The 20,833-nt window shown below is 59.3% G+C and carries 20 protein-coding genes; 4 read left to right on the forward strand and 16 right to left on the reverse strand.

The window, feature by feature from the left end; translation table 11 throughout:
• The 12 genes from BJ928_RS14380 to BJ928_RS14435 all read right to left on the reverse strand — a co-directional run bounded on the left by BJ928_RS14380 (position 1) and on the right by BJ928_RS14435 (position 11,515).
• Entirely contained in the window at positions 1–705 is a 705-nt protein-coding gene (locus BJ928_RS14380) for an ATP-binding cassette domain-containing protein (protein WP_047630044.1), read from the reverse strand.
• Positions 702–1,739, reverse strand: coding sequence for a branched-chain amino acid ABC transporter permease (locus tag BJ928_RS14385; RefSeq protein WP_047630048.1), 1,038 nt, complete (start codon positions 1,737–1,739; stop codon positions 702–704). The genes BJ928_RS14380 and BJ928_RS14385 overlap by 4 nt, the downstream gene beginning before the upstream one ends.
• The gene (locus tag BJ928_RS14390; RefSeq protein WP_047630049.1) at positions 1,736–2,602 is read right to left on the reverse strand and encodes a branched-chain amino acid ABC transporter permease; all 867 of its coding nucleotides are present in this window, start codon (positions 2,600–2,602) and stop codon (positions 1,736–1,738) included. Before BJ928_RS14390 ends, BJ928_RS14385 begins: the two co-directional genes overlap by 4 nt.
• 169 nt (positions 2,603–2,771) lie before the next feature.
• Positions 2,772–4,025, reverse strand: a complete 1,254-nt coding sequence (locus BJ928_RS14395; protein ID WP_047630052.1) for an ABC transporter substrate-binding protein — start codon at positions 4,023–4,025, stop codon at positions 2,772–2,774.
• Positions 4,026–4,085: 60 nt separating this feature from the next.
• Positions 4,086–5,681 (reverse strand): GMC family oxidoreductase N-terminal domain-containing protein, encoded by a 1,596-nt coding sequence (locus BJ928_RS14400; protein WP_047630054.1) that lies wholly within the window; start codon positions 5,679–5,681, stop codon positions 4,086–4,088.
• 3 nt (positions 5,682–5,684) lie between these two features.
• The gene (locus BJ928_RS14405; RefSeq protein WP_047630056.1) at positions 5,685–7,091 is read right to left on the reverse strand and encodes an aldehyde dehydrogenase family protein; all 1,407 of its coding nucleotides are present in this window, start codon (positions 7,089–7,091) and stop codon (positions 5,685–5,687) included.
• Between the two features lie 103 nt (positions 7,092–7,194).
• Complete coding sequence (locus BJ928_RS14410; RefSeq protein ID WP_047630058.1) at positions 7,195–8,181, reverse strand: helix-turn-helix domain-containing protein; 987 nt, start codon at positions 8,179–8,181, stop codon at positions 7,195–7,197.
• A 97-nt stretch (positions 8,182–8,278) separates the two neighbouring features.
• A complete protein-coding gene (gene hpaR, locus BJ928_RS14415) occupies positions 8,279–8,800 on the reverse strand; it encodes a homoprotocatechuate degradation operon regulator HpaR (protein WP_052227547.1) in 522 nt (173 codons plus the stop codon).
• 275 nt (positions 8,801–9,075) lie between these two features.
• Positions 9,076–9,786 (reverse strand): ATP-dependent Clp protease proteolytic subunit, encoded by a 711-nt coding sequence (locus tag BJ928_RS14420; RefSeq protein ID WP_052227548.1) that lies wholly within the window; start codon positions 9,784–9,786, stop codon positions 9,076–9,078.
• Between the two features lie 95 nt (positions 9,787–9,881).
• Positions 9,882–10,589, reverse strand: a complete 708-nt coding sequence (locus tag BJ928_RS14425; RefSeq protein ID WP_047630059.1) for a DUF2807 domain-containing protein — start codon at positions 10,587–10,589, stop codon at positions 9,882–9,884.
• Positions 10,590–10,619: 30 nt separating this feature from the next.
• On the reverse strand, positions 10,620–11,192 hold the full coding sequence (locus BJ928_RS14430) for a DUF1700 domain-containing protein (RefSeq protein ID WP_047630061.1): 573 nt from the start codon (positions 11,190–11,192) through the stop codon (positions 10,620–10,622).
• A complete protein-coding gene (locus BJ928_RS14435; RefSeq protein WP_047630064.1) occupies positions 11,189–11,515 on the reverse strand; it encodes a PadR family transcriptional regulator in 327 nt (108 codons plus the stop codon). Before BJ928_RS14435 ends, BJ928_RS14430 begins: the two co-directional genes overlap by 4 nt.
• Before the next feature lie 313 nt (positions 11,516–11,828).
• Between BJ928_RS14435 and BJ928_RS14440 the strand changes: the two genes are divergently transcribed.
• The 3 genes from BJ928_RS14440 (at position 11,829) to BJ928_RS14450 (ending at position 14,013) form a co-directional block, all read left to right on the forward strand.
• Entirely contained in the window at positions 11,829–12,677 is an 849-nt protein-coding gene (locus BJ928_RS14440) for a dienelactone hydrolase (protein ID WP_245432305.1), read from the forward strand.
• 78 nt (positions 12,678–12,755) lie between these two features.
• Positions 12,756–13,175: an NUDIX domain-containing protein gene (locus BJ928_RS14445; protein ID WP_047630065.1), complete on the forward strand. Its 420-nt coding sequence runs from the start codon at positions 12,756–12,758 to the stop codon at positions 13,173–13,175.
• Between the two features lie 259 nt (positions 13,176–13,434).
• Positions 13,435–14,013 (forward strand): MucR family transcriptional regulator, encoded by a 579-nt coding sequence (locus BJ928_RS14450; RefSeq protein WP_281024131.1) that lies wholly within the window; start codon positions 13,435–13,437, stop codon positions 14,011–14,013.
• A gap of 195 nt (positions 14,014–14,208) precedes the next feature.
• On the opposite strand, the gene BJ928_RS14455 is transcribed toward BJ928_RS14450, so the two are convergent.
• From BJ928_RS14455 to BJ928_RS14470, 4 genes are all read right to left on the reverse strand, one after another.
• Complete coding sequence (locus BJ928_RS14455) at positions 14,209–15,483, reverse strand: MFS transporter (protein ID WP_047630067.1); 1,275 nt, start codon at positions 15,481–15,483, stop codon at positions 14,209–14,211.
• Complete coding sequence (locus BJ928_RS14460; RefSeq protein ID WP_047630068.1) at positions 15,480–16,154, reverse strand: FadR/GntR family transcriptional regulator; 675 nt, start codon at positions 16,152–16,154, stop codon at positions 15,480–15,482. The genes BJ928_RS14455 and BJ928_RS14460 overlap by 4 nt, the downstream gene beginning before the upstream one ends.
• A 238-nt stretch (positions 16,155–16,392) precedes the next feature.
• Entirely contained in the window at positions 16,393–17,616 is a 1,224-nt protein-coding gene (locus BJ928_RS14465; protein ID WP_047630481.1) for an MFS transporter, read from the reverse strand.
• Positions 17,617–17,856: 240 nt separating this feature from the next.
• Positions 17,857–18,549: a GntR family transcriptional regulator gene (locus BJ928_RS14470; RefSeq protein ID WP_047630070.1), complete on the reverse strand. Its 693-nt coding sequence runs from the start codon at positions 18,547–18,549 to the stop codon at positions 17,857–17,859.
• Positions 18,550–18,992: 443 nt separating this feature from the next.
• Here BJ928_RS14470 and BJ928_RS14475 point away from each other — a divergent pair, with 443 nt between their 5' ends.
• Positions 18,993–20,819: an ABC transporter ATP-binding protein gene (locus tag BJ928_RS14475; RefSeq protein WP_047630072.1), complete on the forward strand. Its 1,827-nt coding sequence runs from the start codon at positions 18,993–18,995 to the stop codon at positions 20,817–20,819.
• The last annotated feature ends 14 nt before the right edge of the window (positions 20,820–20,833 follow it).

Below are 20,833 nucleotides of genomic sequence, written 5' to 3' on the forward strand. Positions count from 1 at the left end.
TCAAAACTCCCCCAGATAGGCCCGCCGCACATTGGGATCGGCCAGCACGGTCTGCGTCGGGCCAAGCGCCAGGAGCTTGCCGTAGTCGAGCACCATGGTTTCGCTGCACATGGAACGGATAAGATCGACATCATGGTCGATGATTAGAACCTGCGCCCGGAATTCCGCTGGGATGCGCAGCACCAACTCGCGAAAGGCCTTGCCTTCCTCGTCGGTCAGGCCTGCGGCTGGCTCATCGAGCAGAACGAGCTTCGGCTCGCCGACGACGCATTTTGCCAGCTCGACAAGACGGCGCTGGAAGAGATTGAGGGATTGGCCGAACCTCTCGGCAATATCGGCGAGGCCGACGAAGGCAAGAGCCGCTTCGACAGCACGGGCATGATGCCCGGTGCCGACGACATGATCGGCGATGGCGGCAATATTGCCGGCAACCGTCAGATCCTCCACGACCTGCTCCGTCTGGAACGAGCGGCGCAGGCCCGCACGCACCCGCTGCAGCGGCGACATCGGCAGCAGCGCCCGCTCGCCGAGCCAAACGGAACCCTGGATGGGCTTCACAAAACCGGAGAGCACGTTGAGCAATGTGGTCTTGCCCGCACCATTCGGGCCGATAAGGCCGGCGACCGGCGCCGTCAGCACGGCGCTGAGCTCATTAATCGGCCGCACGCCGCCGAACTGAACGATGAGATTGTCGATCTTGATCATCGCGCCCTCCCCCGGGAAAGAGCGGCATTCAGCCGGGCTAGCAGAGCCGATATCTGACCGGCAATGCCCGTCGGCGCGGTTGCCAAAGCGTGAAACAGGGCGACGCCGAAAATCCCGATCGTGACATAGCCGTCTATGCCGAGATCGGTAAGCAGGGCCGGCACGGCACGCAGCAGCAGGCCGGCGATGACGGCGCCGTACCAGTTGAAGACACCGCCGACGATGGCGAGCGCGAAGAGGTTCAGGCTTTCAAAAGCCCCGAAGGCACGCCCGTCGAGCTGGCCGACATTGCCCGCCAGCAATCCGCCGGCAAGACCGGCGAGAAAACCGCTCAGCGCAAATGCCCAGGCCTTGTAAATCAGCACGTTGACGCCGCTTGCAACGGCAACCGTCTCGCCCTTGCGGATCAGCGCCCAGGCCCGGCCGGGGCGTGCAAGCTTATGCCATTGCGCTATCAGAAGGCCGATTGCCGCGACAGCGCAGACATAGAGGAAATAGGAGACTTCCCCATCGGCGATAACGGGCCTTGCCAGCATCGCGCGACCGGAACCATCAGCCCGCCCGAGGAAGCCGGGACCACCATCGGGAAAACCCCAGGCGCTGATGACGATCTGGAAGCCACCGGCCAGCATCAGCGTCACGAGCGCGAGATAGAGGCCGCGCAGGCGCAATGCCGGCACGCCGAATGCCAGCCCAACAACCGAAGCAACAACGCCGCCGGCAAGCAGACTCAACTCGAACGGCGGATGGAAGGCGTGGCCAACACGAAGCGTCACCCAGCCACCAACGCCGACAAGTGCGAACTGGCAGAGGGAGACGAGACCAAGCTGGCCATAGAGAATGGCGAGCCCGGCAACCGATAGTGACAGGGCGACGGCCGATGTAGCTGCGGAAAGCCAGAAGGAATTGGCAAGGAGGGCAACGACGGCCGAGAAGATCAGCATCGTGACGGGCACATGAAGAAGCTGCTTGGGCAGACGCACCATTGATAGGCTTTCGGCTGTTGGGGCGATTGTTTGCTCCTGAACGGTCATCGATCCTTCAACGCGGCGCGCGCCGTGCCTCCCAGTATGGTGACCGCGACGAGCGCGATGATGAATGGCGCTGCCGCGCGATAGGGCGAGATCCAGGCAATCGGCGTCAGCACGGCTTCGACAATGCCGATCAGAATGCCGGCGACAGCCGTTTGCCACAGCGACTGCAACTGACCGAGGATGGCCGCTGCGATCGCAGGGATCACCAGCAAGGTCAGAAAGGTGCCCTGCAACCGGACGAGATCGGCCAGCAACAGGCCGGCAAAACCTGAGAAGATGCCAGTCATGATCCAGGCGGCGGTTTCCGTGTAGAGGATACGCACGCCGAGGACGGCGCTAAGATCGCGATCATTGGCAAGGGCGCGCATGTCCAGACCAAGACGCGTACGGGTCAGCAGCAGCGTGATGGCAACAACCATGACGACGGCAAGGATGATCGCGATGATGCGCGTGTAGGTGAGGCGCACGGCGAAGAGAGAGATGAACATCTGGTCGGTCGGGAACTGAAGGCGACGTGGCAGCTCGCCCCAGATGACGCCCATGATCGCGATCAGGATCAGCGCTGGCGCCAGTGTACCGACGGCGCGCACGACGATATCGCGATGCGACAGCAAGGGCGCGAAGATCCGACCATAGAGAAAACTGATCGCCGTCGAGACGGCAACGGCGGCGAGGATGGCGACAGCGAGCGGCATCTTCCACTCCAGCAGTTGCCAGGCGCAGTGCGCACCGATCGCGCCGAAGGCACCGAATGCGAAATTGAGAACGCCGGTCGCCCGAAACAGGACGACGAGGCCGACACCGGATAGCGCATAGACGGCGCCGATGCCCAAGCCGGAGATAATAAAGGGTAAAAAGTTCATGGATCTATCCTCTACGCCGCAGCACGCCTTTCAGACGCACAAAGGACACCGTCGCACTTTAGATCAACGCATCGAGCTTCCCGTAAAGCGATCCCGATTTTCGCACCAATGCGTGGGTCTTTCGGCTCCGCGGGACATTTGCCGCGGAGCCGATATCGAGCATCGGACCTCAGTTGATGCCGGCGGACTTTTCAAAGGCGCGGACGTCTTTCAGTTCCGGGTCTGGCGACGGTGTGCAGTCGGAAACGACCTTCCACTTCCCGCCCTCGGCAACCGCCATGCGGGTCGTCGAATTGGCATTGTGGCGCGATTGGCCGTCGCCGAAATACCAGGGAGCGCAGAAGATATCGCTCTTGAAATCCTTGATCCCTCGAACGGCGGCAGATGCGGTCTCGCGGTTAATCTTGGCCGGATCGAGCGTCATCAGCGCCTTCTCGGCAATCCGTGCGGCGAGATAACCGGCCTGGGCGAAGGTATCGCGCGGGTCGGACTTCTGGCCGTATTGGTCCATGACGGCGAGCCAGTTCTGATTGTCCGGGGTCTGCGCATTCAGATCGTTGAATTCCATGTTCACATAGAATTTTCCGTCCCAACCCGAACCGATGGTGGTGGGAACGGAGAGGTCATAGGCAGAGGCTGCGCTAAGGAAAGTGATCGTCTGGTTCAGGCCTTGCTCTTCGGCAGCCGTCATGAGCGGCACGGCCACGCCCTTGGACAGGCCGAGGACGATAACGTCAGGCTTGCTTGAAGCCGCCTGCAGAATAACTGATGTGGCGTCGGCTGAACCCGGGTCCATGAGGATAGTCTGTGCGGCAAAGCCCTTTTCCTTGGCGAGCAGCATGACGCCATCGCAGGACCATGTGCCGACATTCGGGATATTCGGAGCGATACAGACCACCGATTTGGCATTGAGCTTGTCGAGCGCATAGCCCATTGCGCCGAGCATGGAGACGCGCGGCCCGGCATTGGTGGGCGCGATATTGTCGGCAAAGAAGCATTCGCGCGGCACGCCGACGCCAGCTAGGACCAAGATGCCGGCCTTCTTGTAAAGCTCCGCATTCGCACCGCATTCGACGTAGCTGGAATTGCCGACCATTAGCACCGCCTTCTCGTCGTTGACGAGCTTGGCGGCCAACTGCGCGGCGATTTCCGGGTTCCACTGATCGTCTTCGACCAGATATTTGACAGGCCGGCCCTTGATACCGCCATTGGCGTTCAGGCAGTCGAAGTAGGCCTTGGCTGCCTTGGTGGAATTGGAAAAGTCATCCGGTCCGGTCTTGCCGGTGATGGCTCCAATGACGATCGGTTCGCCGGTTGCCGGCTTGCCGCTATTGTCGCCGCAGGATGCCGCTGCATGCGCGCTGAATGCTGATGCCAGCGTCAGCAAAAGGCCGATCGCCAGCCCTCTCAGAGTGATAGGCATAGTCTCCTCCCAGTTTGTTGTCCCGTTCCCCACGGGCTCATTGCTTCCTCGATTTCCAGTTCAACCGGAAATCGCCTTTCCAGTCATGAAGGCAGCAGCCTTTGCCGCGATCATCATCGTCGGTGCATTGGTGTTGCCCGACACCAGGGTCGGCATGACGGAGGCGTCGCAGACACGCAGCCCCTCGATCCCTCGCACCTTCAAATCCGGCCCGACGACTGCCATGCGATCGTCTGCTCGGCCCATGCGCGCCGTTCCCGCCGGATGGAACACGGTCTTGCAGGATTGTCGGATGTAATCGCGCAGGGCTTCGGGGTCCTTTTCGACACCGGGTTTCGGCAGCACCCGGCGCTTGACGAGTTTGGCAAGCGCCGGCGCATCGAGGATGCGGATCGCCGTTTCGACGCCGCGCACCAGAGTTTCGACGTCAGCCGGATCGGACAGCAGGTTGGCGTTAAAATCCGTCTGTTCGGTCGGATTGCTGCTCTTCAGCCGTATCCAGCCGCGCGAGCGTGGTCGCAGATAGCAGGGACCGATGCTGAGGCCGTGGCCAGGTTCCGGGTCGCGGTCGACGAAGCCGATCAGGACAGGCAGGACATGGAACTGGACATCCGGCTGCCCCGTGCCCGCCGTATCGATGAAGCCGCCGCACTCTACGACGTTGGACGACAGCAGCCCGCGATGCGACGCTAGATAGCGCAGCATGTGCCCGGCGGCCCGCAAGCCCTTGTCTTGACCGAGGATCGAGATCGGCTCGCGCGTTTCACCCTGCACCGGCACTTCCAGATGGTCCTGATAGTTGCTGCCGACACCCGGCAGATCGGCGACGACCTTGATGCCGAGCGAGGAAAGATGTTCGCCGTCACCGACACCCGAGAGCTGCAGGATCTTCGGCGTTGCGATGGCGCCGGCGGTAAGCGCGATCTCGCGCGATGCCTTGAAGATCGTTCCGTCGAGCAGCTCGACGCCAACGGCCTTCTGCCCTTCGAACAAGATGCGAGCGACCTTGCGCTCCGTCAGCACTGTCAAGTTGGGCCGCTTCTCCGCCTCGCGCAGGAAGGCCTGTGCCGAACTCCAACGGCGACCGCCATAGGTCGTGCTTTGATAAAAGCCGACGCCCGCCTGATCCGCACCATTGAAATCGTCGTTGTGCGGAATGCCGATTTCGGTCGCCGCCTTGATGAAAGCCTCGCTCAAGGGATGGCGATGGCGAGGATCGGAAACGCGTAGGCTGCCCCTGCTGCCGTGGAATTGCCCGTTCAACCGCTCATTATTTTCGAGCGAGCGGAAGGCCGGCAACACGTCGTCATAGGACCAGCCCTGGCAACCCATTTGCGACCAGGTGTCGTAGTCGTTGCGATGACCGCGAACATAGATCATCGCATTCACGGAGCTGCCGCCGCCAAGCACATTGCCCTGCGGCACGATGCTCGGGCGACCATTCAGCCCCTTGTCGGGATTTGAGGCATAGGGATGGATATCGATGCCCTTGCCGAGCACCTTGAAGAAGGTGGCAGGGATATGGATCCAGGGATCGGAATCCCGGCGACCGGACTCGATGAGCAGTACCTTATGAGCCGGATTCTCCGACAAGCGGTTTGCCAGCACGCAGCCCGAGGAGCCACCACCAACGATGATATAATCGTAAGTCGCCATGGCTCAGCTCAATACGGTCTGTATGGTCGTGAATTCCTTCAGCCCCTCTGTACCGAACTCGACGCCGATACCGGACTGCTTGACGCCGCCGAAAGGCGCATTCGGCTGGATCGTACCGTGCTTGTTGATCCAGACCGAGCCGCATTCGAGCTGAACCGCATAGCGCTTCGCCTTCTCCGCATCGGAGGACCAGACAGAGCCGCCAAGGCCAGCCGGATTCTGATTGGCGCGGGCAACCACCTCATCGATGTCGCTATAACGGATAATCGGCAGGGCCGGGCCGAACTGCTCCTCATCGACCAGCCGCACGCCATGATCGACGTCCGCAACCAGCGTGATCGGATAGAAATAGCCCGGGCGATCCATGGGAGCCCCGCCGGTCAGGATGCGGCCGCCATTGGCGCGCGCATCCTCGACGAGTTCGCGCACCTTGTTGAACTGCATTTCGTTCTGCACCGGACCAAGGATGCTAGCCTCGTTCAAGCCATCGCCGACGATGATCCTGGAAGCGTAATCCGCGAGACCGCGGCAGACCTCTTCATAGATGCTGTCGTGTACATAGAGACGCTTCAGCGCCGCGCAGGTCTGGCCGTTGTTGATGAAGGCGCCCCAGAAGAGACCCTCGACGATGGCCTTCGGATCGGCGTCGGGCAGGACAATGCCGGCATCGTTGCCGCCAAGCTCCAGCGTCAGCCGCTTCAGCGTCGCGACCGCGGACGCCATGACCTTCTTGCCGGTTTCCGTCGAACCGGTGAAGGTCATCTTGGCGATGGCAGGATGCGCCGAGAGCGCTGCGCCGATGCTGTTTTCGCCGGTGATGACATTGACGACACCGGGCGGCAAGACCTCGTTCATGATCTCGACGAGACGAATGGTCGACAGCGGCGTCAGGGGCGACGGCTTGATGACGACCGTGTTGCCGGCGCGGACAGCCGGCACGATATGCCAGCAGGCGATCATCACAGGCCAGTTCCAGGGCGTGATCGAACCGACGACACCAATCGGCTTGCGATGCAGCTCGACACGACCCTCATTGTCGTCCTGCAGGATTTCGACCGGCAAATCGAGTTCGGCGGTGTGGCGGGTCCAGGCGAGCGCGCCACCGATCTCGAAGCGCGAGCCGAGACCATTCAGCGGCTTGCCCTGCTCCCGGGTGAGGAGCTCGGCGAGCTCTTCGGCATGTTCGTTGATCTTTTCCGCAACGGCGCGGCAGGCCTTGGCTCGCTCTTGGCTCGAAGTCTGAGACCAGTTCTTGAAGGCTTCAGCGGCAGCGGCAACAGCACGGTCAAGATCGGCTTCGCTGGCGAGCGGCATGAAGCCGACCACGTCGCCATTCGAGGGATTGGCAACCGGTGCATGATGAGACGTGGCAACAGGCTCGCCACCGATAACCAGGGTATACTGCTTCACGACATTTTCCTCCCGTGACTGTCGGAAGGACTATGGTCTCTGCCGCAAAACCCGTCTTGGGGAGAAACGCGTCTCGTCTTGGACTGGAGCGCATTCTCGCGCTTCAGTCCAACTTCTGCGCCGGCTCCAAAGCGCGAAGCAATTCGCTCGGCGCGCAATCGAACAGCTCCTTGAAGCTGCGATTGAAATAGGAAATGTCGTTGAAGCCGGCCGAATAAGCGACTTCAGCTATCGTCGTCGGGTTGCGTTGCTCCTTGAGCTGCTCGATTTTTTCGCGGGCAAACCGCAGCCGCTTGTCGCGGATGACTGTCGTGCAGGTCATGCCCATACCCTGAAAATCCTGCTGCAGGGTGCGGATCGAAACACCCAGCCGCGTCGCCAGCCATTTGGCGCTGAGATCGCTGTCGGTCAAATGCTTGTCGATGAGGATATCGACCATCTGCATGCGCTTGTTAGCGCTTTCATGCAGCGAATTCAGGCTTGCAGTCTGAATGCCCGTCGATAGGAACGCTTGCCGGGTCGTGTCGAACATCAACTGACGAAGATAGGGCGAAGCCGCTTCATTATCCGGGGTGGTCATCATCTTGGCAATCAAGGCGCGCAGCATCATGGCCATCGGGTCGCTCGCCACGAGCTTGCGCGCAACATCGAAATCGATCTTGCTGTTCGAATACATCAGCTGGCGAGGCAAATGCAGCGACAGATGGTTGGAAAAGTGCCCGCGAAAATAGAAGGTCGTCGGGCGCGTCGAATCGACAAGAATGCATTCGCCGACATCGAGGATGTTCTGCTGGCCCGAATGTTCGACGCCGCAGACGCCTTCCAGCTGCAGGATCAGGAACAGATGCTCGTTGGCATCGCGGCGAATGTCATCCCAGTCGCGGTGAACGTAGTCGAGATCGTTGGAGACGTGAGCAAACTCCATGCCACAGACATCAATGCGGCTTGCTGTGCCCACGACCTTATCGCCGCGCTGCACCAGATGCGGATTGAAATTACCGCAGATGCTCTGGAGATCATCAACCCACTGGTCGTAGGGCGTTGGCGCCCAGGTCCGGTCAACTAGGCTGCGATTTTGCAACAGGTCCAACTCCGCCTCCCAACAGTGTCAGCACTGTGGAAGACTGCTACAGATCCCCTGACGCGTCAATCAAATACTTAACACATTAAGGAAATTCGAGCGATGTTCATTCCTCGCCGACCGCACCGTTTTCCAACTTCAGCGACGCCAACTCATCGAGCATATCGAGGAGCTTCTCGACGCGCTCCACCCCGAAGCGAGCGTCGATATCGGCATAGACTTTCAAGCTCTCCGGCATAACGTCCTCGACGATCGCCTGTCCTGCGGACGTGATCTGCAATAGCACCCTTCGTCCGTCGGCATCATCCTTGTGTTTGGTGATGAAGCCGCGCTCCTCGAGTGAGCGGATCATGCGCGTCAGGCTCGGGGCTAGGATCGAAGCCTTGTCCGCGAGTTCCGTGGCGTCGAGCTTGCCACCTTCGTAGAGGATACGAATGACGCGCCACTGCTGCTCGGTCACGTCATGCGCCGCGAGAATCGGCCGAAAATGGCTCATGACCGCTTCACGGGCGCGTAGAAGTCCGATTGCGAGAGAGCGGCGGCGATCGCGCAGCGGTCGCTTGGAATTTGTCTTCTCGGTATCGACACCCGATGGATGCTTCACGTCACTATCTGTTTTGTTTTGCATTTTTGATATTTTCACTCGGATCTCTATTCTCATTGATTAACATGAGAATCATACAGCGCAAGGCGATCACCGCCTTCCAGACGAGCGCCTGCCGCAAAGGCCGCCATATTGCGGCGATCTCTTTCGAAATACTGTGCTATGCGCTTGATCCGAGTTGAACTTAAAACGCCAGACCGTCTGGTCTGCCGTTTCGGTCCATTTGGAATCCGCGCAATGTCGGCCTTTATTGAAGATTTCGCATTCGGCGCGAGATTTTGCCCTTCCCGAAGGCCGAGCTATTTCCGGCCGGCCGGAACGCGATCGTCCGTTATATAATATGCTATGGGAGCATTGACGATTGCGTCTGTATTTTTCTTGATAAGACCATGTTTTATCGCGTCCTCATCTGCGAGGCGCTTCCTATTATCTTCACTTGATAAAATGGTCGAGATTTCAGCAGCGCTATAATTAGTACAGCTACTATAAATACTTGCAAACATCTGACGGTAACCATCGAGATTCTCCTGCACCTCCAGGAGTTCGTCAGGTTTAAGCCGAATATTGCCTTCAACAACGGCTGGAGGGTGAAGTATGAAGTAAGCGCCCTTGATTGACATCCTGTCATCCGACCCGCAGAACATCATTGTCGCAGCGGATGCCGTCACGGAAAGATTCACGGTGGATACCGGTATCTTGGAACTCTTGACAGCCCAATAAGATATGTAACCGCTGTTCATATCCCCGCCAGGGCTGTTGATATAAAGATATATATTTTTGAAATCTGCGTGATTTATATTTATTTCATCCAGAACCGCAGATAGGTCTTTTGCCTTATCTTGATTCATTTCACCAAAGAAATAAACTTTTGCTATCTTGTTATCGTCGCTAAATTTCCTATTCTCCGGCTCTATTCTTCTAATTTCTGCGTAGGCTGCGGAGTAAAACGTATTTATCAAGCACGCGAGCAAAGCAGGCGCCAGAAATTTACGCAGATATGTCTTTTGCATAAAATAATTTCCTTGTTTGCTTGATTGGATTTCAACGAGATCAGGTCAGGCCTTTGGGAGGAACTTAGTATTTGCATGTACAGTAGCTATACCAGCTACGGCACCTGCACCAGACGGCCGCTGCCTCTGATCTCGGAACGCCGCAGGACAGGATGCCCGTATAATTCGATATTGCCGCTGCCGCTGATCGAAATATCCGCATCCGCAGCGGCGGCCACTTCCGCATCGCCGCTGCCGCGAATCCTGATTTTGACGGATTGAGCGGCCAGATCCTTTAGCCGGGCGGCACCTGAACCGGAAACATCCAGATCGACCGTCTTTACACTCCCCGTGGCGGCAACGCTGCCGCTCCCCGATATGCCCAGACGCAGATCGGCCTGATCAAGCCCGGATAGGACAAGATCGCCGCTGCCGCGCACCTTCCAATCGGTAACGAGCGGGCCCGACAGACTGACGTTGAATTTGGAATTGGACCAACCGGGATCGCAATCGAGGCGCAATCTGCCGCGCTCCAGCCGCACGTGATCGAGGAGCGCGGGATCGCCGCTGATGACGGCTTCTGCCTTCCCACCGGGCTGATACTGAACGGAGGCGGGGATATCGATGGACAGGCTGCCGTCGGAACTGAAGGGCAGGATAACCTGCTGCCTGCCGGATGCCGCGGGTCCGCAATCGGATTGCACATCCCCCCACCAACGGCCCGCGCTCGCCCAATTCGGGCCGGATAGCCCGATACCGAGCGCAAGAAAGACGAATGCACAAATCAGTCCGGTCGTCGCGACAGTCGCCATTTTCCCGTTCATTGTCCATTTCCTCCAAATGAAGCTCAGTGCTCAAGCCCGGCGCTCGTCTGCCTGCGCCAAGCGGAAATGCAGGCGGGCATACTGTCCGAGCATGCGTATGCCCAAACTCAGGCCCATCAGCAGGAGTGCACCACCGCCAACGAAGCAGCTTACCAGCCCGGCGCCGACAAGCAGGCGGGCCAGCATGCCGACCGAGGGCAAGCCGATATGGAACAGCACGGTGGTGACGACGATCTTCAGACCGACCGCGCCGACGGCCACCAAAGCGATCGCGACACCGAGCGTGACGAACATCGCCGCAAACAACAGCGGCAGCAGGAAGAAGATGTCGACGATGGCAAGGCCCGCCAACGCCATCATGGCGGCCAACAGGTTCGGCACGCTCCAATGCGCCTCGAAGCGGCGCAATCCGACATCCGCGCGCAGCTCCCTCGCGATCCTGGCGGGATCACCGAGCGCGGCGGAAACCTCCTCCTCGCTCCGGCCCGACGCCTCGGACTCGGCAAAATGGGCCGCATAATCAGCAACGATATCGTCGATTTCGTGAGGCGGCAGGCCTGCAAGCCCCAGCCTCAGCGTGCGCAAGAAGACGTCCCTGGTCATGGCAAATCCTCAAGTAGCTTGTCGACGGCGCCAGCAAGAGAGCGCCAGTCGCGACGATGAGCCTCGAAAATCGAGCGCCCCAGCGGCGTGAGCCGGTAGTACTTACGCGGTGGCCCATTGCTCGACTCGACGATGCGGGTCGCAACGAGACCGTCATTCTGCATTCTGCGCATCAGCGGGTAGATCGTTCCCTCACCCATTCCGACCGCCGCAACCAGCGTGCTCGCAATTTCGTAGCCATAGCTCTCGCCCCGCGAGAGCACGGCAAGGACGCAGAGATCGAGCACGCCTTTTCGCAGTTGAACTTGGATCGAGTCAGTCATGAACGCCTCAACTTTACAAGACGAATATAACAAGCTATCTGTTTATGCAAGATAGTGGTGCGACATTTGAGCCGACTTCGCAATCGCAACGCGGCCATGACAGTCCGCGCGCTGACCTGCCGTGCCGCAACGATCCAAATAAGGCGTGGCGTAGATACTCTGAACACAGGAGAGTGTTATGATGATCCACCTTGCCCTTGCCGCTGCGCTTTGTTTTGCAGCACCACTCTGCCATGCGACCGGTTTCAAGTTCATTCGAATTCCAGCCGACACTCATGGTCCGGCAATCACGGCGGCGATGTGGACACCCTGCATGGAAGCGCCCACGGCAATAAAGGTCGAACAATTTACGTTGCAGGCAACCCCGGATTGCCCGATCATGGGTGAAAAGCTTCCGCTCATCATCATTTCGCACGGCTATGGCGGCGGCTCCCTCAGTCATCGAGACACCGCCCAGGCGCTCGCGGACAACGGCTTCGTTGTCGTTGCCATCAATCACCCACATGCCAACTACGCCGACATGAGCCAAGCAAACGGCATGGGCGTACTGATCGAGCGACCCATCGATATAAAGCGCACCATTGATTTTATGCTCGGCCCATCACCCGATGCGGAGAGCATCGATCCTCAGCATGTTGGCTTCTATGGATTCTCCCAGGGTGGCTATACCGGTCTCGTTGTTGCAGGCGCCAATCCGAACTTCAGCAAACTGCCGCCGCGCTGCGCGGACCCAAAAGTGACCGAGTGCACGCCGGCCGACCAAAGACGGCCTTTCCAGCGAGAACAACCGCCTCAGTCGTGGACACATGATCCCCGCGTCAAGGCGATGGTTATCGCCGACCCCTTGAGTACAGTCTTTCTGACGGCCGATAGCGTGAGGGATGTAAAAATTCCACTGCAGCTCTGGGGATCGCAGCTCGGAGGCGGTCAGGACGCCGAGCCGGAAAACGTCGCAAAGCTTGCGGTGCTGCTACCGAACAAACCCGATTTCGTGGTGGTCCCCAATGCTAGGCACTTGTCTTTCGGAGCGCCTTGTCCAAATACTGCGTCATCTTCGGATGCCTACTGCGCAGACGCGCCCGGCTTCGATCGCGTCGCATTCCACAAGCAGTTCAACGCCGCAATCGTCGCATTTTTCCGCAAGCATCTGATGCAGCCATAGCAGCGAACGCGCTGGCGTGAAACTATATGCAGCCATGCGACGGTTGAAACCGACCCGCGAATCCGATCAGATCGCGGCATGGCGAAAACGATACGCATAGCGGCGGCTCTGTTGCTGCGCTCGGATGGGAAAACATTGCTGGTGCGCAAGCGTGGCACTGCTGCCTTCATGCAACCCGGCGGCAAGGTGGAGCCAGGGGAAACAGCGGAAGAGGCTCTCCTCAGGGAGCTGTTCGAAGAGCTCGGCCTTGTAGCAGAGACAGGGGATCTGACTTTCCTCGGCCACTTTCAGGCACCTGCAGCGAACGAGCCGGACCATCTGGTCGTTGCGGATATATTCCGGCTGCATGTGGGCGATGCCGAGATTAAGGCAACGGCTGAGATCGAGGAGGTCCGCTGGGTATCGCCACAAGATCCGCAGGATATCATCATGGCTCCACTCACCGAGCATCACGTTCTACCGTTCCACCGGCAACGGGGCGCATCCGTGGACGATTGAATTCCAGCTTCCGCCGCTTCCGACATCATAGGGAGGCGAGCGTGAGCGCCAAAATCCGGCGCCGGCGCCAGCAAGCATACCGTGCGCGAGCAGCGATTGACCGGCAATCGACATCGAAGCGGCGCGTAATTCTGTCACGGTCTTGGCGAATGAATATTCGATCGCGCTTGCCGGCCGCGCAGCAAACCCGAGCGCAATCCGAATATTGTGGTAAAATGAGAAAATAACAGTTTTAAACTTCCCTCCCCCCATGTTTACTATGAAAATAAACCAAGGACATAGAATACCTAAAGTCGCGCCAATTTTTATTGAAAGCAAAAGCAACATTGGATACATAAGTAAAAAACACTACGTGAGGCCGAAAATGAAAAGAGAAAATACTGCCAGCCACGAAAGGTTTATTGAGCTCGCGAGCAAGATCGTTTCTGCCTACGTACTTCGCAATGCGACCGCGCCGGAAGATTTGCCGAGGCTCATCATGGAAACTTATTCGGCACTTGCAGGCTCTCAACAGCCGGCGACATCGTCGTCGTCGACAGAGAAACTGTTGAAGCCGGCCGTGCCGATCAAGAAATCCATAACCGATGACTATCTGATCTGCCTCGAAGATGGCGGAAAATATAAGTCGCTGAAGCGGCACCTGAATAGCAAATATGGGCTGACGCCTGAAGAATACCGAAGGAAGTGGGGCCTGCCTGCAGACTATCCGATGGTCTCCGCCTCTTATGCCGCCACACGGTCGACGCTGGCAAAGAAGGCTCTCCTAGGCCATGCAAAGGGTGTACCGGACATTCCTCCGGCCATCGAGCCGACGCGACGCCAACGGAAGGTTGGCTGATTCCAACCGCGTCGTCACTGACGATCATCATTCGGTTCATCTCTTGAGACTGTGCTGCCTTTGCATGATCAAAATCAGCACAGGCTCGGAGTGTCGGTTCGAGCCGCTCGTTTCGCAGGCGAGAGCCGGCTCGGAGTTGGGGCCACTGGCGTCACAACGCGAGCCGCCTGGCCTCCACGCCTGCCGACGGCGCGGCTATGAGGCCGTTTCGACCGTCCTGGCATTGACGACGATCGCACGACCCGCAAACCAGCCATTGATCGCGGCGCCGAGACCAAGCAAGACGAACAACACGGCGCTCCAGGCAAAGCTGCCCGTCCAGCCATGGATCATGCCGACGACAAGCGGACCGATCGCAGCAAGCAAATACCCCACGAATTGCGCCATGCCGGAGAGGTGCGCGGCCACATGCGCATCGGGCGAACGCAACACGATGACGGTCAGCGCCACCGCGATCAATCCACCCTGCCCGATACCCTGCAGTACGGCCCAGAACCAGATCGTCCATAGCGGCGCGAAAAGCAGGCCCAACAGCGCAACTACAGCGATCACGCAGAGAATGACGTTGATCGCGCGCTGGTCCTTGCCCTTGACGGCAATATGAGGAGCCACCAGGCACGCAGCCGCCTGCACCATGACCGAGACCGACACGATGACGCCGGCCGTCACCCCGTCGAGGCCGCGCTCGCGCAGGATGGGCACCAGCCAGCCGAAGACGCAATAGGCAAGCGCAGATTGGAGCCCCATGAAAAACGTGACCTGCCAGGCAACACGATCGCTCCAAAGACCGGTAACGCGAAAGCCGGTACGCCGCGCCTGACTGGGTGTTCCGATGACCTGCGGCAGCCAGAGAAGTCCGACGGCCAGCGCAGGCAGGGCCCAGACGGCGAGCGCGCCGCCGAGCGAGTCACCAAGCGCACGCTCGGCAGGAAGCGTGAATCCCGCCGCGCTCGCGGCGCCCGCACACAGCGCCATCGTATAGCAACCCGTCATCAGCGCTGCCTTATCGGGAAAATCGCGCTTGACCACCCCCGGCAGCAACACATTGCCGATTGCAATGCAGGCGCCGGCCAGTGCAGTGCCCAGGAAGAGCAGCGAAACCGACGAAAGGCCCCGCAACGCCGTCCCCAGCGCAAGAAGGAAAATCACGCCAAGCAGGACACGCTCGGTTCCCATGCGTTGCGCGAGCCGCGGCGCGAGCGGCGAAAACAGCCCCATGCAAACAACAGGCAGTGTCGTGAGGATGCTGGTGCCGAAGGCGGAAAGACCGAGTCCGGTCCGAATTTCCGGCAGAAGCGCCGATGCGCTCGAAAAGACGGGCCTCAAATTGAAGGCGATGAGTACAAGGCTCGCTCCCAGGAGAAACCTGCCAATCGGCGATTTGCCGCCATTTGGCAGCGGCGCCGGAATTTCATCGGCCTCCGCATCGATCAATTCAACGGACATAGGATTTTGCGAAGACATGGTCATGACATAAGCAACCGATCAAGAGCAGCAACAACGGGGGCCATGAAGCGGCGGACGGCCGCATCGGCCGCTTCGGGATCGCCAGCTTCGATGGCATCGACAATCGCGATATGCGCCTGCATATCCGGTTCGGGGATGTCTCTGTCGAGAGTCGCCTCGATGGTCTCGGCAATCGAAAGAGAGAAGAACTCGTAGATTTCGATCATGGCCCTGTTTTGCGAAGCCGCAACGACGGCCCTATGGAAGGCGAGGTCACGCTCGATAAAGGCAGCCTTGTCGCCCGCATAATTGCCGCGGGCAACGAGCAGGGCACGCAATTGCGTGACGACGGCCGGGGAATGGCGCAGCGCCGCGAGCCGGGCAGCCTCCACCTCCAGGGCAAGCCGAGCCTCGAACTGGTCCCTCAATCCCGCGCGGCGCGCCATGTCCAGGGGTCGGCTGACATCCGTGTTCGAGCGGACATAGGTGCCAGACCCCTGGCGCGTTTCGAGATAGCCCTGGGATACCAGCACTCTTACCGCCTCGCGGATCGTGCCGCGACTGACTGAAAGCATGGACGAAAGCGAGGCTTCGTTAGGCAATTTTTCGCCGACGAGCCAACGTCGGCCGGTGATTTCGCTGCGAATTGCCTCCACGGCCGTGTCCGCAAGCGTGGTCTTAGTCAGAGCGCGCATGATTGGATTTCATCAAGTCATCAGATGACTTTATCACTTAGCCAAGCGACGATCCTCAGTCAATCCTATTTTCGGAAAGACGAACGATCGATCAGAGCCATTCCGGGAAAAATGCGCAAAACCCTCTCAAGCTGCATGGAGCAAGAAGATCAAGCTTTGCCATGAGTTGAAGCCACTGAAAGGCTCTAACGGTGCCGCTTCGGCTTTCGAAAAAGAAGAGCTATCTTGCGCCATGCCCCTATTTGATGGCGCCCGAGCGGGCCATCGCAGCCAGACCGATCGCCGCAGCCAACGAGAATGCCGCAGGCAGATAAAAGACGTTCGGAAGCCCGAGATAGGCGACACCAACGCCTCCGACACCGCCGCCAAGTGCGCTTGCCAGCGCCGAAGAACTCATGAAGATCGCCGAGGCCGTTGCAACCGCATTCGGGAGAAGCCTTTGGGCAACGATTAGACCGAGAACCATATAGAGCCCCCAGACTCCGCCCATCAGGATCTGCCCGGCAAACATGCCGACCGCCGTCGGCCAGGCCGCAAAGCAGAGATTGGCCATCACGCCGCAGATCGCGGCGAGGCACATCATCCAGAGTATCCCGATCCGTCGCGCCAAAAGGACACTGAACGGCATGAGGATGAGTTCGATGAGTGGCTGCGTTCCGATCACCGAGCCCTGGATGGAGGGATCGAGTTTGAGCTGATCCTGCATATAAAGTAGCAGGAAGCCATATTTGATCGGCTCGCCGGCATAGACGAGGACATAGAGGCCGGTGAAGGCCAGCAACGGTAGTATTTCGCTCCAGCTCACGCCGCCGGCCGTATCGGTCTTCTTCTCCGCTCGCCGCCCGAGGCCCGACAAAGCGTGCTGGGTTCCAAGCGGAATGATCTGCGCAAGGAAACAGATCGCCGTTCCCCAGAGCATGGCACGAAGCCCGATTTCAACGGCAAACCACGCGCCCAGAAACGGCCCGATGACCCAGCCAGCCGTCAAAGCCATTCGGATGATGGCCACAACGCTCTCGTTTGCGCCGGTACCCTTCGTTTTGAGATCGTCATGAATGGCAGTGAAAAGCTGCGAAGTGGCAGATCCGGAGAAGCCCAGAATGACGGCGCCGATCACGAACGGCATCCAGACCTTGGTCGAAAGAGCAATCCCCGCCCAGCCGAGAGCACCGGCAATGGCGCAAAGCCGGAAAAGGCTGAGACGCCGGCCGGTTTTATCGGAATAGCTTCCGACAAGATAACCGGCAACCGGCGCTGTAAGGCCTGTCAGATAATAGAGGCCAGCCACCGGCAAGGATGCCCCGAGCTCCTTCACGAGGAAAAGAACGATCTGCGGCAAGGAAGCCGAGGTCGCCAGCCCCGAGAGAAAGAGCGCGAGCGTCGCGCCGCGATAAAGCGGCGAAGCCCAAACCTGCTGGATTGCCGTAGCCCTGCTGGAGGTCGTCAAGGATTGCGCGTCCATAACCTCATCATCCGTCATAACCGGTTGCCGACATGCCTTTCCCGGTTGAGCGGCACAGGATCGTCCTGATCGGTTGCAGCCAAACCAGGGTTTGCTGCCCGATGGAAACCACGCCTTCGTCCGGGGTGCTACCTATCCTTCTGTCAAAGCCGCTCAAGACGCAAATGGTTGTATCGAGCTTTGACCCGTCTGGCACAGATTGTCCACATCATTCATCGTACCAATCAACCCGGTCTGATCTCAGCCGGGCATGGCTCTCGAATAGGCCGCGAGAATGAAGCGCTCGGCCTGAAAGAGATATTTCTCCAGCGCGTCGGCGGCACCGGCCGGAGAACCGTCCTCCAGATGCGAAAGAATGGTCGCATTCTGGCCGACATAGGGAGCATGAAGATATTCCGGATCGCGGATCAGGCCGAAGACAAGGCGCAGCTCCAGGGAAATCTGCCCATAGAAGGCGGAGAGCCGGGGACTATCGGCCAGTTCCACGATGGCCGCATGAAAGGCGATATCGGCGCTGCCGACCTCCAGCCACTCGCCGCGATCGCGGTGCTGGACGGCGGCATTGATGGCCGCTCGCATCTTGTCGACGCTCGGATGACGGTGATGCGCATTGGCAAGCGCCGAACATTCGATCAGGCGGCGAATATGGAAGATATCCATGATCGTCGAGATGCTCGGCGTGGAAACGAAGACGCCGCGATTGGCCTCGTGGCGCAGCACGCCCTCTTTCGTCAGCAGCCGGAAAACCTCGCGCAGCGTATTGCGCGAAACCTGCAACTCCTCGCAAAGAGCCGCTTCCGAGAGATGGCTGCCCGGCGACAGCGTGCCGTTGATCACACGCTCGCGAATGCGGGCTGCGGTCAGTTCCGCAACCGTCTGTCCGGTCTCCGCCACGGCCGTCGGCTCGATGCTCGCAAGATTCGTCTGCTTCATTTGTTCTCCGGACGCCGGCAAAATCGCCTGCCGAAATCAGCTTATGCCCGGAATTGCCTGGAATTCAGGTCGGCAATCCCATGGCTGGCTGCAGGCTTTGGATATCTCAACGGAGCAATCCGTTGGACGATCTTGCGCGAACGCCTCCCCTTTTTTGATTGGCAACATGAAAATTGTTCAACAATATAGACCAGATTGTTGTTTGATGCTATCTCATGCTCCAACAAATATAAATGGGAACGAGATACAGATGTTCGCGAGACGCTTGTTTTGGAGAAAAACGTCGCCCGACCGCGTCAGGATTGAGTGGCTGCGGGCGTGAGCATGCTAACATCCGATCTCAACGGCGACCTTGCGAGGGCCTTTGCAGTGTCTCATGCAAAGAGCGATCGGCGCGCGCTCCCGGATGCAACGAACGACTTACCCAATACCGAGGTAAACGCATGACGAATGCTGAAGGCGACAACAAACCGCTTTTGTCTGTCGCGGATCTGACCGTGCGGTTCGGCGAAAACCGCGTGGTGGAAGGGCTATCCTTTTCGGTCAATCCCGGCAGAACACTCGCGGTTGTCGGCGAATCCGGCTCCGGCAAGTCGGTGACCTCGCTTTCGGTCATGCGCCTTGCCGACATGATGGGCGCACGCTTCGAGGCCGGCCGCATCCTCTTCAACGGCAAAGACCTGCTCAAGCTCTCGCAGAAGGACATGCGCTCCGTCCGCGGCAAGGAGATCGCCATGATCTTCCAGGAGCCGATGACGTCCCTCAATCCCGTCTTCACCATCGGCGACCAGATCTGCGAAGTCCTTCTGTTGCACGAGAAGGTCGGCAAATCCGCCGCGATGGCTGAGGCCCGACGCCTGCTCGAAATGGTGCGCCTGCCAGATGCGGCGGCGTTGTTGACGCGCTACCCGCATCAGCTGTCCGGCGGCATGCGCCAGCGCGTCATGATCGCCATGGCGCTCGCCTGCCGCCCGAAGCTCTTGATTGCCGACGAGCCGACCACGGCGCTCGACGTGACCATCCAGGCGCAGATCCTAAACATCATGCGGGACCTGCAGAAGGATCTCGGCATGGGCATGATCTTCATCACCCATGACATGGGCGTTGTTGCCGAAATGGCCGATGACGTTGTGGTTATGTGGAAAGGCAAGAAGGTCGAGGAAGGCCCGGTTCGTCAGATATTCGCCGATCCGAAACACCCCTATACGAAGGCGCTCCTGGCAGCCGTGCCGAAGCTCGGCAGCATGACCGGCCAGGATTTTCCAAAGCGCATGCCGCTGACCGTTCTCGACGGCGGCGAGCCGAAAGTCGTCGGTGAGGAACGGGTGCAGAATACCGCCCGCTACGATCAGCCACCGCTATTGTCCGTGCGCGATCTCTTTGTGCGCTTCGATATCAGAAAGAATATTTTCGGCCAGGTCACACATCGCTGCAGCGCCGTCCAGAAGGTCGCTTTCGACATTCACCCAGGCGAGACGCTGGCCCTCGTCGGCGAATCCGGCTCGGGGAAATCGACCATCGGTCGCACCATCCAGCAATTGCAGAAGGCGCGCTCGGGCGAAATCACGTTCAATGGCAAAAGCTTCGCAGCGATGTCAGCGCTGGAGCGCTTCCGCCTGCGGCGCGACGTGCAGTATATATTCCAGGACCCCTTCGCTTCGCTCGACCCGCGCAAGACTGTGGGATTCTCGATTGCGGAGCCGATCAACACGCATGGCATCATCTCCGGATCTAAAGAAGTGCGTCGCAGGGTCGATGAGCTTCTGGAACGCGTCGGCCTGACATCCGTCCATGCCGATCGCTATCCGCATGAGTTTTCCGGCGGCCAGCGCCAGCGTGTCTGCATTGCCCGCGCGCTTGCCTCCAATCCGAAGCTCATCATCGCCGACGAGGCGCTTTCCGCCCTCGATGTATCGATCCAGGCGCAGATCATCAATCTGCTGATGGATCTGCAGGCAGAGCGCGAACTCGCCTATCTGTTCATCAGCCACGACATGGCCGTGGTGGAGAAGATCAGCCACCGCGTCGCCGTCCTCTACCTCGGCCAGATCATGGAAATTGGCAGCCGGCGGCAGGTCTTCGAGACGCCGATGCACGCCTATACCCAACGGCTGATCTCGGCCGTGCCGATCGCCGATCCGACACAGGAGCGCAGAACCGCACTCATCGAGGGCGAGATCCCCAATCCCGTTCGCCGCGTCGGCGACGAGCCGCCGATTCTGGCTCATGAAGAAATCACGTCAGGCCACTTCATCGCCAAGAGCGCCTGAACGACCGTCAACCA

Origin of the sequence: Rhizobium sp. WW_1, from assembly GCF_003610155.1 — a bacterium.
In the GTDB taxonomy this organism is placed as follows: domain Bacteria; phylum Pseudomonadota; class Alphaproteobacteria; order Rhizobiales; family Rhizobiaceae; genus Rhizobium; species Rhizobium tropici_A.